Here is a 13075-nt window from a genome sequence, read left to right as displayed (position 1 = left end):
AATACGAACGGCTTCGCGTTTGAACTCTTCTGTAAATTCTCGCTGCTTCAATTCTAACTCTCCTGTCACTTTTATTTAACAGAAGCCCTCCACTTTTGAAGGGGAAGTCCAAGTGTCATTTCGCCCCCAGCCGGAACCGACCCCAGTAATATCAAAGGGCGGGAGGGGAGTTTGAGGGGAGGGGCTACGGGGCTCCCCTCGGGCCATAGGACAAACGCTCGATGCGCTTGTTCTATAGCAATTTACTCTATCGCTTATGCGTAAGCGCTCATTTCCACGCACCTTCACTGGCCGAAGGGAGTGGTGCAAAGGGTGTCCACCGATTAAAAGGGTGGACACCGATGGAAATTATGGGAGCGGACGGAGCGAAGCCACATGTGCTGTTTGTGGACCGACAAGGGAACCATCACTATGATCGCGAATGGAAGAAGCAAGTTGTTGCCTTGGCCCTTGAACCCGGCGCTTCTTTATCGCGTGTTGCCATTGATCACGGGATTAATACCAACCTTGTGCGCAAATGGGTGCGTAAGCACAAGGAAGCAGAAATTGAGGTCTTGCAGCCTTCGCCATCTTTAGGGTCGGCATTTATACCGGTTCGGATCGAGGCTGCTGCAAACGATATTGTGATAAGAGGTGATGGGCCGTGTGCGGCGGAACTGGGGACCCGTAATTCTGGCAGGATGAAGCCAGCATCTGCTGAAATCGCAGTGTTCTCCTCAGTGGCAAAACTGAACGTGACTTTACCCAATGGCGTGAAGCTGTCTCTGGAATGTGACGATGTGCGGGCACTGACGGCGGTCATTGGAGCTGTAAGCGATGTTTAGACTTACCTCTGACATGCAGGTCTATCTGCACCGCGACCCCATCGACTTCCGGGGCGGGATAAACAGTCTTGCGGTTCTGGTTCAGGAAGAGATGGATCTGGACCCGTTTGCGCCAGCGATTTTTGCTTTTTGCAACCGTCGTCGTGACCGGATGAAGGTTTTGTTCTTCGACCGATCAGGCTTTGTGCTTTTGTTAAAGCGGTTGACTGACGACAAATTCCGTTGGCCGCAGCGTCAGGACACAATCATGCAGCTTACAACGGAGCAATTGCACTGGTTGCTTGATGGCATTGATATCGATGCGATGGTTCGTCATCCGGTTCGACAATATAGAATTGCCGGATAAGGGGTTTAAGCCCGGCGCATAAATATAAAAACCCGTGAATTAATTTATTGACGTCGCTGACTGTGTTCGATTCAAGCATTGGGATGAATCGAGCAGGCCAACCCACCGTCGCAGATCTGATGGCGCAGATAGCAGCGTTGCAGGCGGAAAACCAGAAACTGCATGAACGGGTCTTCACACTTGAGGAAGAACTGGCGCTCGCACGGTTACATCGTTTTGCACCGCACAGCGAAAAGCGTGTCGATCGTGTCTTCAACGAAGCTGAGCAGACTACCCTTGAGGCAGATACAGACGAAGAGCTCGCTGACACCATTGAATTACCCGACACGGGATTGCCGGAGACCGAAGCGTGGCAAGGTAAAAAGCGCGGTCGCAAACCACTGCCTTCCACTCTGCCGCGCGAGCGTGTGGAATATGACCTTCCCGACGATCAGAAGATTTGTCCGTGCTGCAGTCATCCGATGCATCGCATGGGTGAACTGGTCACCGAGCAGCTTCACATCAAGGTGAAGGCCAAGGTTCTGCAGAATGCCCGGGCCAAATATGCGTGCCGCAACTGTGATCGCACCGGCATCAAAACGCCCATCGTCATCGCCCCGATGCCTGCACAGCCCTTGCCGGGCAGCATTGCCACGGCCTCTACGCTGGCTTTTGCGCTCGTTCACAAATATGTCGATGGCACACCGTTTTATCGTCTGGCGAAAGCCTTCGAGCGTGCTGGCGTCCCTGTCAGCCGTGGGGCTCTGGGTCATTGGGTGATCGGTTCTAGCGAAACACATCTTTCCCGCCTCTATGATGCTCTGAAACTGCGGCTGCGATCACAGCCTCTCATTCATGGTGATGAGACGACGGTTCAGGTTCTGAAGGAAAAGGACAAGGCTGCTACCAGCACGTCCTACATGTGGGCTTATCGCAGCGGCGAAGACAGTGCCGAACTTATCGTACTGCTCGATTATCAGCCCGGTCGGGGGCAGCAATATCCGCAGGCCTTTCTTGGAAACTATCGCGGCATATTGATGAGCGACGGTTACACGGCATGGCGCACCCTGAAAGGTGCAACACATATTGGTTGCATGGCGCATTCGCGGCGGCGGTTTGTCGAAGCGCTGCGCGCCAGAAAGAAAGGCGGCGGACGGCCAGAGCAGGCGCTGAAGTTCTTCGAGCAGCTTTACCGGATTGAAAAACAGGCTCGCGATGAAAGCCCGGATGACGGTGAAACGCAGGCAGACTGCATTCGTCGCTTTCGTCAACAGCACAGCATTCCGGTTCTGAATGCCCTCAAGGCATGGCTCGACAAGATAGCTCCGAAGGTCTTGCCGGAGAGCAAGCTTGAGGATGCGGTCTCTTATACCGTCAATCAATGGCTATATCTGACGCGTTACACCGAAGACGGCAACATGCCGATCGACAATAATTTGCTAGAACGCGATATCAGGATTTTTGCCACCGGCAGGAAATCTTGGCTCTTCACCGATACCATAGACGGAGCGCGGCCCAGCGCCATCGTATACAGCCTCATGCTGACCTGTCGTGCATGCGGCGTTGAACCATTTGCATGGCTTAAGCACGTCCTCACCGAACTTCCGCAGCGATCCCAAGACGCTAATATCGAGGATCTATTACCTTGGAACTACATAAGTGCCTAACGGTGACCACTAAGAGACGCGCTAGTCCTAAGCTGCCACAGCGTATCAATCTGCACGAACAATACGAACCTGAAAGCAGTGTTCCGCGCTGATCGAACATCGACGAAGCTGATGTTGTCGTGATCCAAAAGTTCGGATGCGTAGGCTACAATGTCGTTCTTAGCTACAATCCTTCCAGTGCCGTATCGGATGCGTTGATCCGCTGTGTAGCCTTTGAGCAGATAGTCTGGGCTGCTTAGTATTGGAGGAACTTCTATCCCTGACCACGGCGCGCACTCGTCGGCACACAAGAAGATGGGCCCTGTTTCTGCATAGGGCTGGGCATGGTCAAATGGTCGATAAGCCAATATCATCATCCCGGAACCTTTGGGAATGAAATTAAGACAATGACGGCAAGGGTTACCTGCTCCATCAGATAATACGTGCTCGGGTGCACAATCGTATGCATCGCGTGCACCTTTGCGCAAACCACTCACGTTGTCAGTTGGAAGCGGAAGAAACTTGATCTGTGCCATTCGGACCTCCTGAAAACCAGCGTCTAAACTTCCAGCAAGTCGAAGTTACAACAATCCGTTTCGTGCTCTTAAATTTTTTTGGAGCCCAAGCTGCCCCACGGGCGCTGTGCGGATCTACTTGTTCCGAATACAAGATAGAACGCCTCGACGGGTTAAATCCCGCTGCAAGCAGGATGGGAATGTGCCGAGAAATTCGCGCTTACGCTTATGCAGCGCGTGGCGCGAAAGTCACCTTAATATCTAGTCCGGCTCGCAATCACCAAAATTTCCCTGTCCAGCAGAAGCAAGGCAGGCAAGAATGCGGGCTTTAGCTCGCATGCCCGTTCGGTTCTATCGGCATGATAGCGGGACAAATCACGATCTGCTCTATGTTTTGGTGCTATCCTGCGCGTTGCCCTTCAAAGAATTTGAAAAGTATCTACTCAGGCACGAATAGCCTGTGCCACTGTGTCGGGCGCTTGCTGAATGACTTTCAAAAACAACATTGCGGCGCGATCTGGCTGACGGCGTTTTTGTTCCCAATCTCTGATTGTACCAGCTGAGAGGCCGTATCGTTTGGCAAATGCTGTCTGTGAAAGATTTTGGCTTTTGCGAATGGCTGCAACGTCAATTGTTTCCGGAACAAATACTGCGGCGGGTTCTACGCGACCTTCGGCAATTGCCAGAGCCTCGTTTGCACTTTGGATAAGCTCTTTTGCAAATGTCATTTGTTCACCTTTCTATAGGCTTCTGCCAGCTTTGGCAGAATTGCAGCGAGTTCGTTTCGCTCGGCTTTTGTGAGATTTCCTTTTTCATTTTTGCCGTAAATTGAGAGTGCAAAAAGGGGAATATCGTCACCGCCGAAATAATGAATTGTGCGGAATCCTCCGCTCTTTCCTTGCCCTTCACGGGCATGACGCAACTTTCTAGCGCCACCTGTACCAGCCATTAGCGCACCCGCTACGGGGTCTGACGCAATGGCTGATAAAATCTCCTGCAATTCATCGTCAGATAAACCGCAACGCTTTGCTTGCATGAGAAAGATTGATGTTTGAACGATCGTTTGCATGTCTACATTATACGGCATTGCCGTATTATAAGCAAGGTTTAATTTCAGTTTTTAGGCTGCATCCCGCGCCTCCCAAGCGGCAACAGGAATTTCCTCGGCGACGTTGTCCGATTGCGGTTGCTGGCTGTGCAAGAAGGTTGTGGCCTTCTCGGCAAGACTTGCTGCCTGAATGATTGCGCGTTTATCATTTTTCAATACGGTCAATTATCCGCAGCAGCCCGTAATGCGGAGGAAGGCGACCAGATTGCCTAAAGTTCGGGGTTTCTGGCCACCTTCCTCCGCATTATTTCAGAGCGTGTCGAGCCAGGCGAGAACGCTCGTATCGCGTTTCCACGAGGGCTGGCGGGTGGGTGTTTCGGGAGCACCGACCTTTTCCAATGCCTTGCGCTTTGTTTCGAGGTTAGCTCTGGCGTAGTGGTTGGTTGTCTCGAGGTTCACATGACCGAGCCAGCTACGGAGGACCGTGACGTCGATGCCCGCCGATATGAGATGCACGGCGGTTGCATGCCGGAAGGCGTGGGGCGTCACATGCTTGTCGCGCAGGCTTGGTGAGGTTTCGGCCGCTGCCTTCCAGGCGGCAAGCTTGAACCGGACCCCCGATGCGCTGAGCGGTTCGCCATAGCGGTTAACGAACAGCCTCTGGCTTGGCGCCCGTGGTTGCGGTTCGAGCAGTTTCTGCAACAATATCACGGTTTCTGGCCAGAGCGGGCAGATACGTTCTTTTCGACCCTTTCCGGTGAGGCGCACGCAGCTCGGACTGTCGAACCGGACCGCAAGGGGCACAGATCGAGCGGTTCCTGTATTCGCGCGCCGCTGTTGTAGAGGAACGAGAGCAAGGCGTGATCGCGCGCACCTTGGGATGTCGAACGATCAGGCTGAGCCAGGATAGCGGTCACTTCCGCCGGGTCCAGATAGCAGGTTCCGACACCGGACCGCGCTTAATCGGGATGTTAAGGATTTCGACGCACTGGGCGATCAATCCGGGATCCTTGGTTGCAACGAAGTTGAAGAAGCTGCGTATCGCTGCAAGCCGGCAGTTTCGCGTGCCGATCTTGCCGCCGCGTTCGTGTTCGGCGTGACCGAGGAACGCAATGACCTCTCCGGCGGTCAGATCCGCCAGCGTGATCATCGCCACCTTCTTGCCTGAGCGCTTTGCGACGAACCGGAGGAAGAGTCGCCAGACATCGCGATACGACCGGACCGTATGGATGGAGGCATTGCACTACTCGACCAGCCATTCGTAGAGGAACGCGCGCATCAGCCACGGGAACTGATTGTTCTTGCTCATGCCCGCACCTCCTGCCCGATATTGAGGCGTGGCGCGCCCAGCACGCGGAACCGCTCATTGGCGTGATGCAGCAAGTCCTGCGTGACGGTGATGTAGACCAGGGTCGAGTTGATGTCCCATGGCCGAGATAGTTCGCAAGGAACGGCAGACGATCCTGCGGCTTGATGCCTGCCTCGTACCATTCGAGGATCCGGTTCACGACCATCGAATGCCGCAGATCGTGCAGGCGAGGTCCAGTTCGCCCCCGAGGCGGCTTCAGCCCGGCGTATGACGTCAACAAGCAGCCAGGCGACGGCCTGCTTCGTATAGCGGTCACCACGCCGTTCTTGCCAGAACAGGCCGGAGCGCAGATCAAGGAACCCACTGGCGCGGCGTCGCGCTTCCGTATATGATCGAAGTTCTACCATTACACTGTCGGGCAGCGGCAGTATCCTGGTCTTGTAGAACTTGGTTTGGCGGATCGTGATCGTGCCGCCTTGGAAGTCCACGTCACCAAGATCAAGGCGATTTCGCTTCGCCGCGGACCAGTGTTCAAGCATCACCTCGAGCGGCTGGTCCTGAAGCTCCGGGTTTAGCTGAAGGAAGCGGTCGAGCCGCCATAGCCGCATCGCTTGCGAAGTGTATCTGTAACCTCGGTTGCGCATCATCCTGACGTGCTCGACCATCATGTTGCCCAGTACGCTGCCAAACAGCCTGGGCTGGCATAGTTCGACAAGTGCGCTGTCCGGATCGCGGGAGGCCAGCGCCCGCCATACCGGCATGCACTGTTTGATGTTGCAAACTTCACGCAGCACGGCGACGGGATTGTGTTCGATCGCTCCGATTTTCTCAAGATGATCGAGGAACCGGTCGATGATCCGGGTGCGATGCAGCCGTGTCGTCGAGGCCCAACGGCCCGGCGATACATGCAACCATGCCACCAGCATGTCCTTGTCGAGCTTGGCATGGTGCTCGGCAACATCCTGGAAGATATCGAGCGCTTGCCTGTAGTAGATGGGGCTGTTCGTGGTGCGCAGGTTGATGCCTGCCACGTACCGCGCGATCAATTCACGCTCAGGATCGGGCCAGTTCGTCATGACCGCACCTCCCGTCCCGGCACGTCGAGCGCGATGGCCCGAAGATCCTCGGTGGCGAGCTTCAGATAGGGAGCTGTGGAACTCCGTAGAGCGATGCCCTAGCAGGTCGCCGATCACCTTTTGCGGCACGGCGGCGGGCATCATTTCGACGGCACGTGCATGGCGGAAGATATGGGAGCCGCTTTTACCAGTCGGCGTGATCCCGGCAGTCGTAAGCCGCCGCCGCACCATATTGGCCAGCATGCCGAGCTTACGATAAGGCGCGCGTGTTTGGACAAAGATCTCGCGAGCATCTGTGACAGGCCGCCCCGTCTACAGATAGGCGAGCACGGCCTCACCCACCGGCGCCATCAATGGCAGGAAGAGTTGGCCCGGGTCTTGGTGTGCCTGATGCGGATCACTTCCGCCCGCTAGTCGATATCCTCGACCCGCAGGTTGCAGATTTCGCCCGATCTCAAGCCATAGGTCGCCACCAACTGCAGGATGGCATGATCCCGCAGGCCCGTCGGCGTCTTATCCTCCCCCGAGGACTGCAAAACCGCCGTGACCTGATCGGGCTTAAGGATCGATGGCACACCTTCATACGCATAGAGCAAGGGGGCGATGACATGCGGCGATAATTCCATGACGACGCGCCCTGTTCGATGGAGATAGCGCAGCATCGAGCGAAGGCGCTCCGCCACATCCTTCACGGACCGGCGCGTCTGATGATGGCTGCGTGTGTCCATGTAACGGTCGATGTCGTTGACGGTCATCGTCATCAGACTGTCTGGTACATGCCTATCGAGCTGCCAGGCCAGGAAGTTCCGGCCTTCCCACATCAACTCGTCGATGCTGGCTGCAGCAAGGCCTCGTTCCTCGCGCAGCCAGGTCTTGTAATCGTCGCAGATGGCAAAGCGCAATGCATCTGCGGCGCACGTTGCTTTTGGAGCTGGTGGCCACTCACCTTGCGCCAGCCACAGCAATGCATGAATTCCGGAACGTGGGATTGAATGCCGGTATGGTCCCGGGGAGCGACCGTGACGTCTCCGGAACATCGCGATCGCATCACGCAGATATTGCGTCACTTGCGCTTCGCTCACATTCGTGACCGGGATATTCCGCCGTAAAATATAATCAAGAAATCCGCGAGCATAGGCGCAGTAATTCCCGGCTACTGTCGGGCTGTATTGCTGACTGGTCAGTACGGTTCTGAGCTCCGTAATCAGTTGGTCATTAATATTCGACATTGTTCGTTCCTCTACTGGTCAAATTGACCGCAGAATTTTGCCATCGGACCGCAGAGGCTTCTCACTGGATTTCTCAGCTAAAAGGAAAATTTTACCTCTCGAAGTGATCTCGGTTGTTGCAAGTTCATAGACGGGCTCCTGAGAGCCGCGACCCGGTGTGCTTAACTGTCGGCGTAATCAGAGCCGCAAGGAAACTGGATGCTATTCAAAGGCCAGGAAACATAAGAGAAGCAGCCCACAGATCTGAGCGTGCGTGCACATCACACAGTTGCGGTTCGAATTTGCCTCGCGGGCCGAGACCGACTAAATTGAGAACTATGCGAATTTCATAAGCCCGTGACCGAATAAGATAGACGGCAGCACATTCGCGTTGTTGCGTGCGGTCTCTAGAAGTCTATGAATGCCAGTTTCCTGCGTGTTCGTTTTGGACGTACCGCCGTACATTTGGATATAGCTTCGCCGATTTCAGCACTTGCCGTAATTCCCTGCACGAAGGGTTGATCGTGCATCAGATACGGCAGCGCGCCGAACGCAATCTTGCCACATGCAACTTCCGGTGCCAGCAGCGTGTAGTCGTCTGAGACGTCCGGAATATCCTCTCCGACCGAAACGAGTTGCCGGCGAAGTGACGGAAACGGCAAATCCTTCGTCTTGAGCGGCTTCTGGCCTCGGGCGTCGATGAACACGTCGAACGTCCATCTGTTGTCACCGACGGTGATGAGGATGTGGTCATCCCTAACATCCATGTCGTAATCGTGCCCAAGTTCGAGGACGTCTATCAGGCCGGCCTTGCACAGCGCCAGTAGCCTGCGGATCGATTCCGACGGGATTGCAGCATAGTTGTCGACGAAGACCTTGCAGAGTCCTGTATCGAACCGCTCGCGGTCCTCTTCATTGAGATGCGGGATAATCTCTTGCACCACCTCGTGTAAACGAAGGATCGCATAGCGCCAGGGTACGGTATGCTTCTCCCGCTTGTTGCGCTCGACTTCTTTGAGATTGTATTCTGCCCAGCGGAACGCATCATGGTTTTGCCGGTCGGAAAAGTAGGTGTCAGCGAAGCTGTCAGCGTCGAGCTTCGAAAGCGAAACACGCTCGCTCCAGGCCGGATCGGCGTCTTCGATTTCGCGCGCGACCAAGGCAAATATCCTGTCAAGCAAGCCACTGGCACCGCTCTCGATCTCCCTGTTGATCGCCTGCTCCGTGGCAATCTGCAAGGGCTGGTAAGGAATCGGGCAATAAAAATCCGCTTCTGGCAGGATGCCTGAACGGGACATAAGCGTTATCGCCAGACCTTTACTGTCCGGGTCAAGGTCGAAGCGTAGTTTGTTGTAATCTTCCTCGATAAAGCTTCCATGTTGGGCAATGACCGCCATTGCTGCGTCGATGGCGCTGAGCGATGTCCCCATAATGCCCACTTTACACGCTGGTATCCTGGCTTCGATCAGTCCAGACCAGGGGCTGGGAAAATAACTGCGCGTTGCTTCGTCGTCGTCGGGCCAGACGTGGCCGGTGGCGATGACGACGAGATCGAGGAGTTTCGAATGGAGCTTCCCCTCAGTCCAGAGTTTGACGCCATCGGCCGTGGCTTCGATATCCGTGACCTCGCAGGATTCGTGCACTTCGACTTCAAAGCCTTTTCGACGCGCTGCCTCGACAAGAGCCAGAAACTGATCCCGGAAATATTCGCCCAGCAGAATGCGGGGCAGGAATTGTCGATCGTGAAGACCTTCCTTGTCGACCCGGTATCGAGCGAGACGCGTCTCGTCCTGCTCGCGCAGCCAGTCCAGATAGGTAGAGGTAACCGGCGGTATCTCGATGCTGGCGATGTTGGCAAGCATCATGCGGCTGTTCTCATCGTCATTATAAGGCATGCCTACGCCAGCTTCATCTTCCTTCTCGTAAATCGAGATGGACATTGGCTCTGCGAATTTGAGCAGCGAAAAGAAAGTGTAGATCCCGGTCGGACCGGTGCCGACGATAGCAATGTTCTTCATGGGCGATTACCAATTTCTCCACATTCCAATACGCGCGGTAAACGGCCCGGCTGGGCCGGGCCGCTTGTGTTTGCACTTCGAACATCTCTTCACATCAATTGTATGCTGCGAGATCAGAGCTTGACGGTATCTTCACGCGCCCATAAGCGGAGCTTACGGCAAGACGCGACGAAATCGGTGGCCGCCCTCGCATTGTCGAGCGGGATCATCCCTTCGTCCATTTCGGGCTCGATACCGGCCTTGGCGAGCAGCGGCATTGCGCCTGCGGTAAAGCCAATGAACTTGCAGTGGGCAAAAGCGTCTGCAACAAAGTCTCTTGCCGCGCACTCGCCGATAAGCCGGTTGGCCGCTTCTTCAGATAACACAAGGGCTACAGCATCAAACAATACGGATGGACCACCGTCAATCATATGGTCGGCCTCTATCCAGTCGCCGCTGGATGCTTGGAAACCTCCGACCGACGGCGCAACCAGTTCCACCATTGCGCCTTCTTTCTCCGCGGCGTTCCGGATACCCTTGAGCACCTGCGCATCAGTGCCATTGGCGACAAGCACGCCGATCTTTCTGCCCTTGAAGCTGCCGGGTCCGTTCTCAATGATGCTGAGTGCAGGAGACGGAGCAAGATCGTCGCGCACGGGGACCATCGCATCCGCAGCCTTCGGCATCTTGCGGATGCCGAGCTTGCCGGCGACCGTTTCCGCAAGGTTGGCATCGATATTCAGCAGATGAGATACAACACGCTCGCGGATCACAGGTGTTTCCACCTTCGACAGTTCGAAGGTCAGGGCCATCGCAATATGCTTCTGTTCCACAGCGGTCTGGCTCAGATAGAACTGACGCGCCTGGCTGTAATGGTCGGCGAAGCTCTCCGGTCTAAGGCGAACTTTCTGTCCGTCTTCCTGCGCTGCAAACGACCCGAACCCGCGCTTGGGATCCGGCCTCGGTCCTTCGCCCCAGGAATTAGGCTGGTAATTTGCTCGTCCGACAGGATTGCGCATCGCCATATGGCCGTCCTGCTGGAGATGGTGGAACGGACACTTCGGCGCATTGATCGGGATATGTGTGAAATTGGGGCTGCCCAGTCTTTTCAACTGCGTGTCGAGATAGGAGAAGTTGCGGCCCTGCAGCAGGGGATCGTTGGAGAAGTCGATGCCCGGGGGAACGTTCTGCGTCATGAACGCGACCTGTTCAGTCTCGGCAAAGAAATTATCCGGCATCCGATCCAGCACCAGCCGCCCAACCGGCATGGGCTTTATGATTTCTTCCGGGATCAGCTTGGTCGGGTCCAGCACATCGAAGTCGAAGCTGTCGGCAAAATCCTGATCAAAGAGTTGCACGCACAGTTCCCATTCCGGAAAGTCACCCGCCTGGATGGCATTCCAGAGATCGCGCCGATGGAAATCGGGGTCGGCGCCATTGATCTTGACCGCTTCGTTCCATACGACGGATTGGAGGCCAAGTTTCGGCTTCCAGATGAATTTGACAAAGGTCGACTTATCCCTGTCATTCACGAAGCGGAAAGTATGGACGCCAAATCCTTCCATGAAACGGAAGGAGCGCGGTATGGCGCGGTCCGACATGATCCACATGATCATGTGCATGGATTCTGGTGTCAGGCTGATGAAGTCCCAAAAATTGTCATGTGCCGACTGGGCCTGCGGGAATGCCCGATCCGGCTCCTCCTTGACGGCATGGACCATATCCGGAAACCGGATGGCGTCCTGAATGAAGAAGACTGGAATGTTATTGCCGACAAGATCCCAGTTGCCTTCCTTGGTGTAAATCTTGACAGCGAAGCCCCGGACGTCCCGGGCGAGGTCGAACGAACCCTTCGATCCGGCGACCGTGGAAAAACGGACGAAGACTGGCGTCTTCTCGCCAACCCGTTGGAAAATGTCCGCGCGCGTATATTCGCTGAGTGATGCTGTCGTCTCGAAATAGCCATGCGCGCCATAGCCTCGGGCATGGACGACGCGTTCGGGAATACGTTCGTGGTCGAAGTGAAATATCTTTTCCCGAAAATGGAAATCCTCGATAAGCGTCGGTCCGCGCGCGCCAACCTTGAGCGTATTGAGGTCATCTGAAACCGGTCCGCCCTGGGCCGTGGTCATGACCGGTGTCTTGTCGCCGGCAATCTGATGAAGATCTCCGCCTGGGCCGGCTTCGAGCTTTTGGTCATGAAACTTGAGTGATTTTTGCACATTTGCGGCTTTGTCGGTGGCTGACATAGCTGGCTCCCGTCCGTTATGTGATCTCTATACAAATTGGAAAGGGTGCCGAGTGGCACCCTTGCTTCATGATTAGGCCGCTTTAGCGCGTTGGTTGGCCGAAGCATCCGCAAGTTTCGTCAGATCGCTGTCCGTTTTGGACTCTTCCTGAAGCGTCTGATCGAGAAGCTTGGCGACATCGGTCATGCCGAGTTCTTTTGCCCACCGCTTCAAAGTTCCGTATCGGGTGATTTCATAGTGCTCGACCGCCTGCGCGGACGAGATCAGACCGGCATCGAGCGCCGCTGTATCCTTGAACTCCTCCATGATCTCCTCGCCTTCGGCGATGATCCCTTCGATCGCGTCGCAGGTTTTGCCTCTCGCTGCCTTGCCCATGATCTCGAACACCTGGACAAGCCGTTCGACATGAACTTCCGTCTCTTCGCGATGCTTCTCGAAAGCAGCCTTCAGGTCTTCGGACTGCGCCGCACGTTTCATCTTCGGCAAAGCCTTCAGGATCTTGCGCTCGGCGTAATAGATGTCCTTGAGAGTGTCGTGGAACAGGTCCTCAAGGGTCTTTTCCTTTGCCATGGTACTTCTCCTCTCATGAATTGTCGAATAGATAGTTGAAGCCCCAAAGGCCGCTAAGTTCTCGGAAAAATCTGAGAATTGGCCAGTGATCCGATTCAAAGCGGGCATCTCCACCCGTCTTTTAACGCAATGCGATAATTTAAGTTCCGTGGCTGGGGCATACAGGGGCTTGTTCGAAGGACGAGTACCGAGCAGATTGTCCGTCGTCGAATGATTTGAGACTATTTGTGCTTTTGAAGATTGGAGTTTCCGGCTCGGTTTGGGGGTTGATTTAAGCCGCTTTGGCCTGGTGGTTCAAGCGGCGTTTT

Annotated in this window: 14 protein-coding genes; 3 read left to right on the top strand and 11 right to left on the bottom strand. The window is 55.2% G+C overall.

Translation table 11 applies throughout. From position 1 onward, the window contains the following. The first annotated feature begins 341 nt into the window (after positions 1-341). From tnpA to tnpC, 3 genes are all read left to right on the top strand, one after another. Positions 342-824 (top strand): IS66-like element accessory protein TnpA, encoded by a 483-nt coding sequence (gene tnpA / locus ABE530_RS18895; RefSeq protein WP_499695608.1) that lies wholly within the window; start codon positions 342-344, stop codon positions 822-824. Continuing rightward, positions 817-1170, top strand: a complete 354-nt coding sequence (gene tnpB / locus ABE530_RS18890; RefSeq protein WP_499695607.1) for an IS66 family insertion sequence element accessory protein TnpB — start codon at positions 817-819, stop codon at positions 1168-1170. The genes tnpA and tnpB overlap by 8 nt, the downstream gene beginning before the upstream one ends. An 83-nt stretch (positions 1171-1253) precedes the next feature. After that, positions 1254-2816: an IS66 family transposase gene (gene tnpC, locus ABE530_RS18885; RefSeq protein ID WP_499695606.1), complete on the top strand. Its 1563-nt coding sequence runs from the start codon at positions 1254-1256 to the stop codon at positions 2814-2816. Here the strand turns inward: tnpC and ABE530_RS18880 are convergent. From ABE530_RS18880 to ABE530_RS18830, 11 genes are all read right to left on the bottom strand, one after another. Further along, the gene (locus ABE530_RS18880) at positions 2813-3331 is read right to left on the bottom strand and encodes a DUF1203 domain-containing protein (protein WP_499695605.1); all 519 of its coding nucleotides are present in this window, start codon (positions 3329-3331) and stop codon (positions 2813-2815) included. The two genes, tnpC and ABE530_RS18880, sit on opposite strands and share 4 nt — an antisense overlap. Before the next feature lie 422 nt (positions 3332-3753). Then, positions 3754-4038, bottom strand: a complete 285-nt coding sequence (gene nadS, locus ABE530_RS18875; RefSeq protein ID WP_499695604.1) for a NadS family protein — start codon at positions 4036-4038, stop codon at positions 3754-3756. After that, positions 4035-4379 carry a type II toxin-antitoxin system RelE/ParE family toxin gene (locus ABE530_RS18870; RefSeq protein WP_499695603.1) on the bottom strand — a complete coding sequence of 115 codons (345 nt, stop codon included), beginning with the start codon at positions 4377-4379 and terminating at the stop codon, positions 4035-4037. The genes nadS and ABE530_RS18870 overlap by 4 nt, the downstream gene beginning before the upstream one ends. 51 nt (positions 4380-4430) lie before the next feature. Beyond that, positions 4431-4574, bottom strand: coding sequence for a hypothetical protein (locus ABE530_RS18865; protein ID WP_499695602.1), 144 nt, complete (start codon positions 4572-4574; stop codon positions 4431-4433). A 93-nt stretch (positions 4575-4667) separates the two neighbouring features. After that, entirely contained in the window at positions 4668-5069 is a 402-nt protein-coding gene (locus tag ABE530_RS18860; protein ID WP_499695610.1) for a tyrosine-type recombinase/integrase, read from the bottom strand. Between the two features lie 202 nt (positions 5070-5271). Continuing rightward, positions 5272-5589, bottom strand: coding sequence for a site-specific integrase (locus ABE530_RS18855; protein ID WP_499695609.1), 318 nt, complete (start codon positions 5587-5589; stop codon positions 5272-5274). Positions 5590-5663: 74 nt separating this feature from the next. Beyond that, positions 5664-6743, bottom strand: coding sequence for a tyrosine-type recombinase/integrase (locus ABE530_RS18850; RefSeq protein ID WP_499695601.1), 1080 nt, complete (start codon positions 6741-6743; stop codon positions 5664-5666). Between the two features lie 410 nt (positions 6744-7153). Next, positions 7154-7972 carry a tyrosine-type recombinase/integrase gene (locus tag ABE530_RS18845; RefSeq protein WP_499695600.1) on the bottom strand — a complete coding sequence of 273 codons (819 nt, stop codon included), beginning with the start codon at positions 7970-7972 and terminating at the stop codon, positions 7154-7156. A gap of 386 nt (positions 7973-8358) precedes the next feature. Continuing rightward, positions 8359-9969, bottom strand: a complete 1611-nt coding sequence (locus ABE530_RS18840; RefSeq protein WP_499695599.1) for an FAD-NAD(P)-binding protein — start codon at positions 9967-9969, stop codon at positions 8359-8361. 113 nt (positions 9970-10082) lie between these two features. Next, the gene (katE, locus tag ABE530_RS18835; RefSeq protein ID WP_499695598.1) at positions 10083-12197 is read right to left on the bottom strand and encodes a catalase; all 2115 of its coding nucleotides are present in this window, start codon (positions 12195-12197) and stop codon (positions 10083-10085) included. Positions 12198-12269: 72 nt separating this feature from the next. After that, complete coding sequence (locus tag ABE530_RS18830; RefSeq protein ID WP_499695597.1) at positions 12270-12767, bottom strand: YciE/YciF ferroxidase family protein; 498 nt, start codon at positions 12765-12767, stop codon at positions 12270-12272. Between the last annotated feature and the right edge of the window lie 308 nt (positions 12768-13075).

It is taken from the genome of Brucella sp. TWI559, from assembly GCF_039674265.1.
GTDB classification, from domain to species: domain Bacteria; phylum Pseudomonadota; class Alphaproteobacteria; order Rhizobiales; family Rhizobiaceae; genus Brucella; species Brucella chromiisoli.
Note: the sequence above shows the minus strand (reverse complement) of the source record. Positions and strands in the feature narration are given on the sequence as shown.

Coding starts and splice junctions, on each gene's coding strand:
- katE (WP_499695598.1), bottom strand. CDS start 12,197: ATGTCAGCCACCGACAAAGCCGCAAATGTGCAAAAATCACTCAAGTTT.
- ABE530_RS18870 (WP_499695603.1), bottom strand. CDS start 4,379: ATGCAAACGATCGTTCAAACATCAATCTTTCTCATGCAAGCAAAGCGT.
- tnpA (WP_499695608.1), top strand. CDS start 342: ATGGAAATTATGGGAGCGGACGGAGCGAAGCCACATGTGCTGTTTGTG.
- ABE530_RS18830 (WP_499695597.1), bottom strand. CDS start 12,767: ATGGCAAAGGAAAAGACCCTTGAGGACCTGTTCCACGACACTCTCAAG.
- ABE530_RS18845 (WP_499695600.1), bottom strand. CDS start 7,972: ATGTCGAATATTAATGACCAACTGATTACGGAGCTCAGAACCGTACTG.
- ABE530_RS18880 (WP_499695605.1), bottom strand. CDS start 3,331: ATGGCACAGATCAAGTTTCTTCCGCTTCCAACTGACAACGTGAGTGGT.
- tnpB (WP_499695607.1), top strand. CDS start 817: ATGTTTAGACTTACCTCTGACATGCAGGTCTATCTGCACCGCGACCCC.
- nadS (WP_499695604.1), bottom strand. CDS start 4,038: ATGACATTTGCAAAAGAGCTTATCCAAAGTGCAAACGAGGCTCTGGCA.
- ABE530_RS18840 (WP_499695599.1), bottom strand. CDS start 9,969: ATGAAGAACATTGCTATCGTCGGCACCGGTCCGACCGGGATCTACACT.
- tnpC (WP_499695606.1), top strand. CDS start 1,254: ATGAATCGAGCAGGCCAACCCACCGTCGCAGATCTGATGGCGCAGATA.
- ABE530_RS18850 (WP_499695601.1), bottom strand. CDS start 6,743: ATGACGAACTGGCCCGATCCTGAGCGTGAATTGATCGCGCGGTACGTG.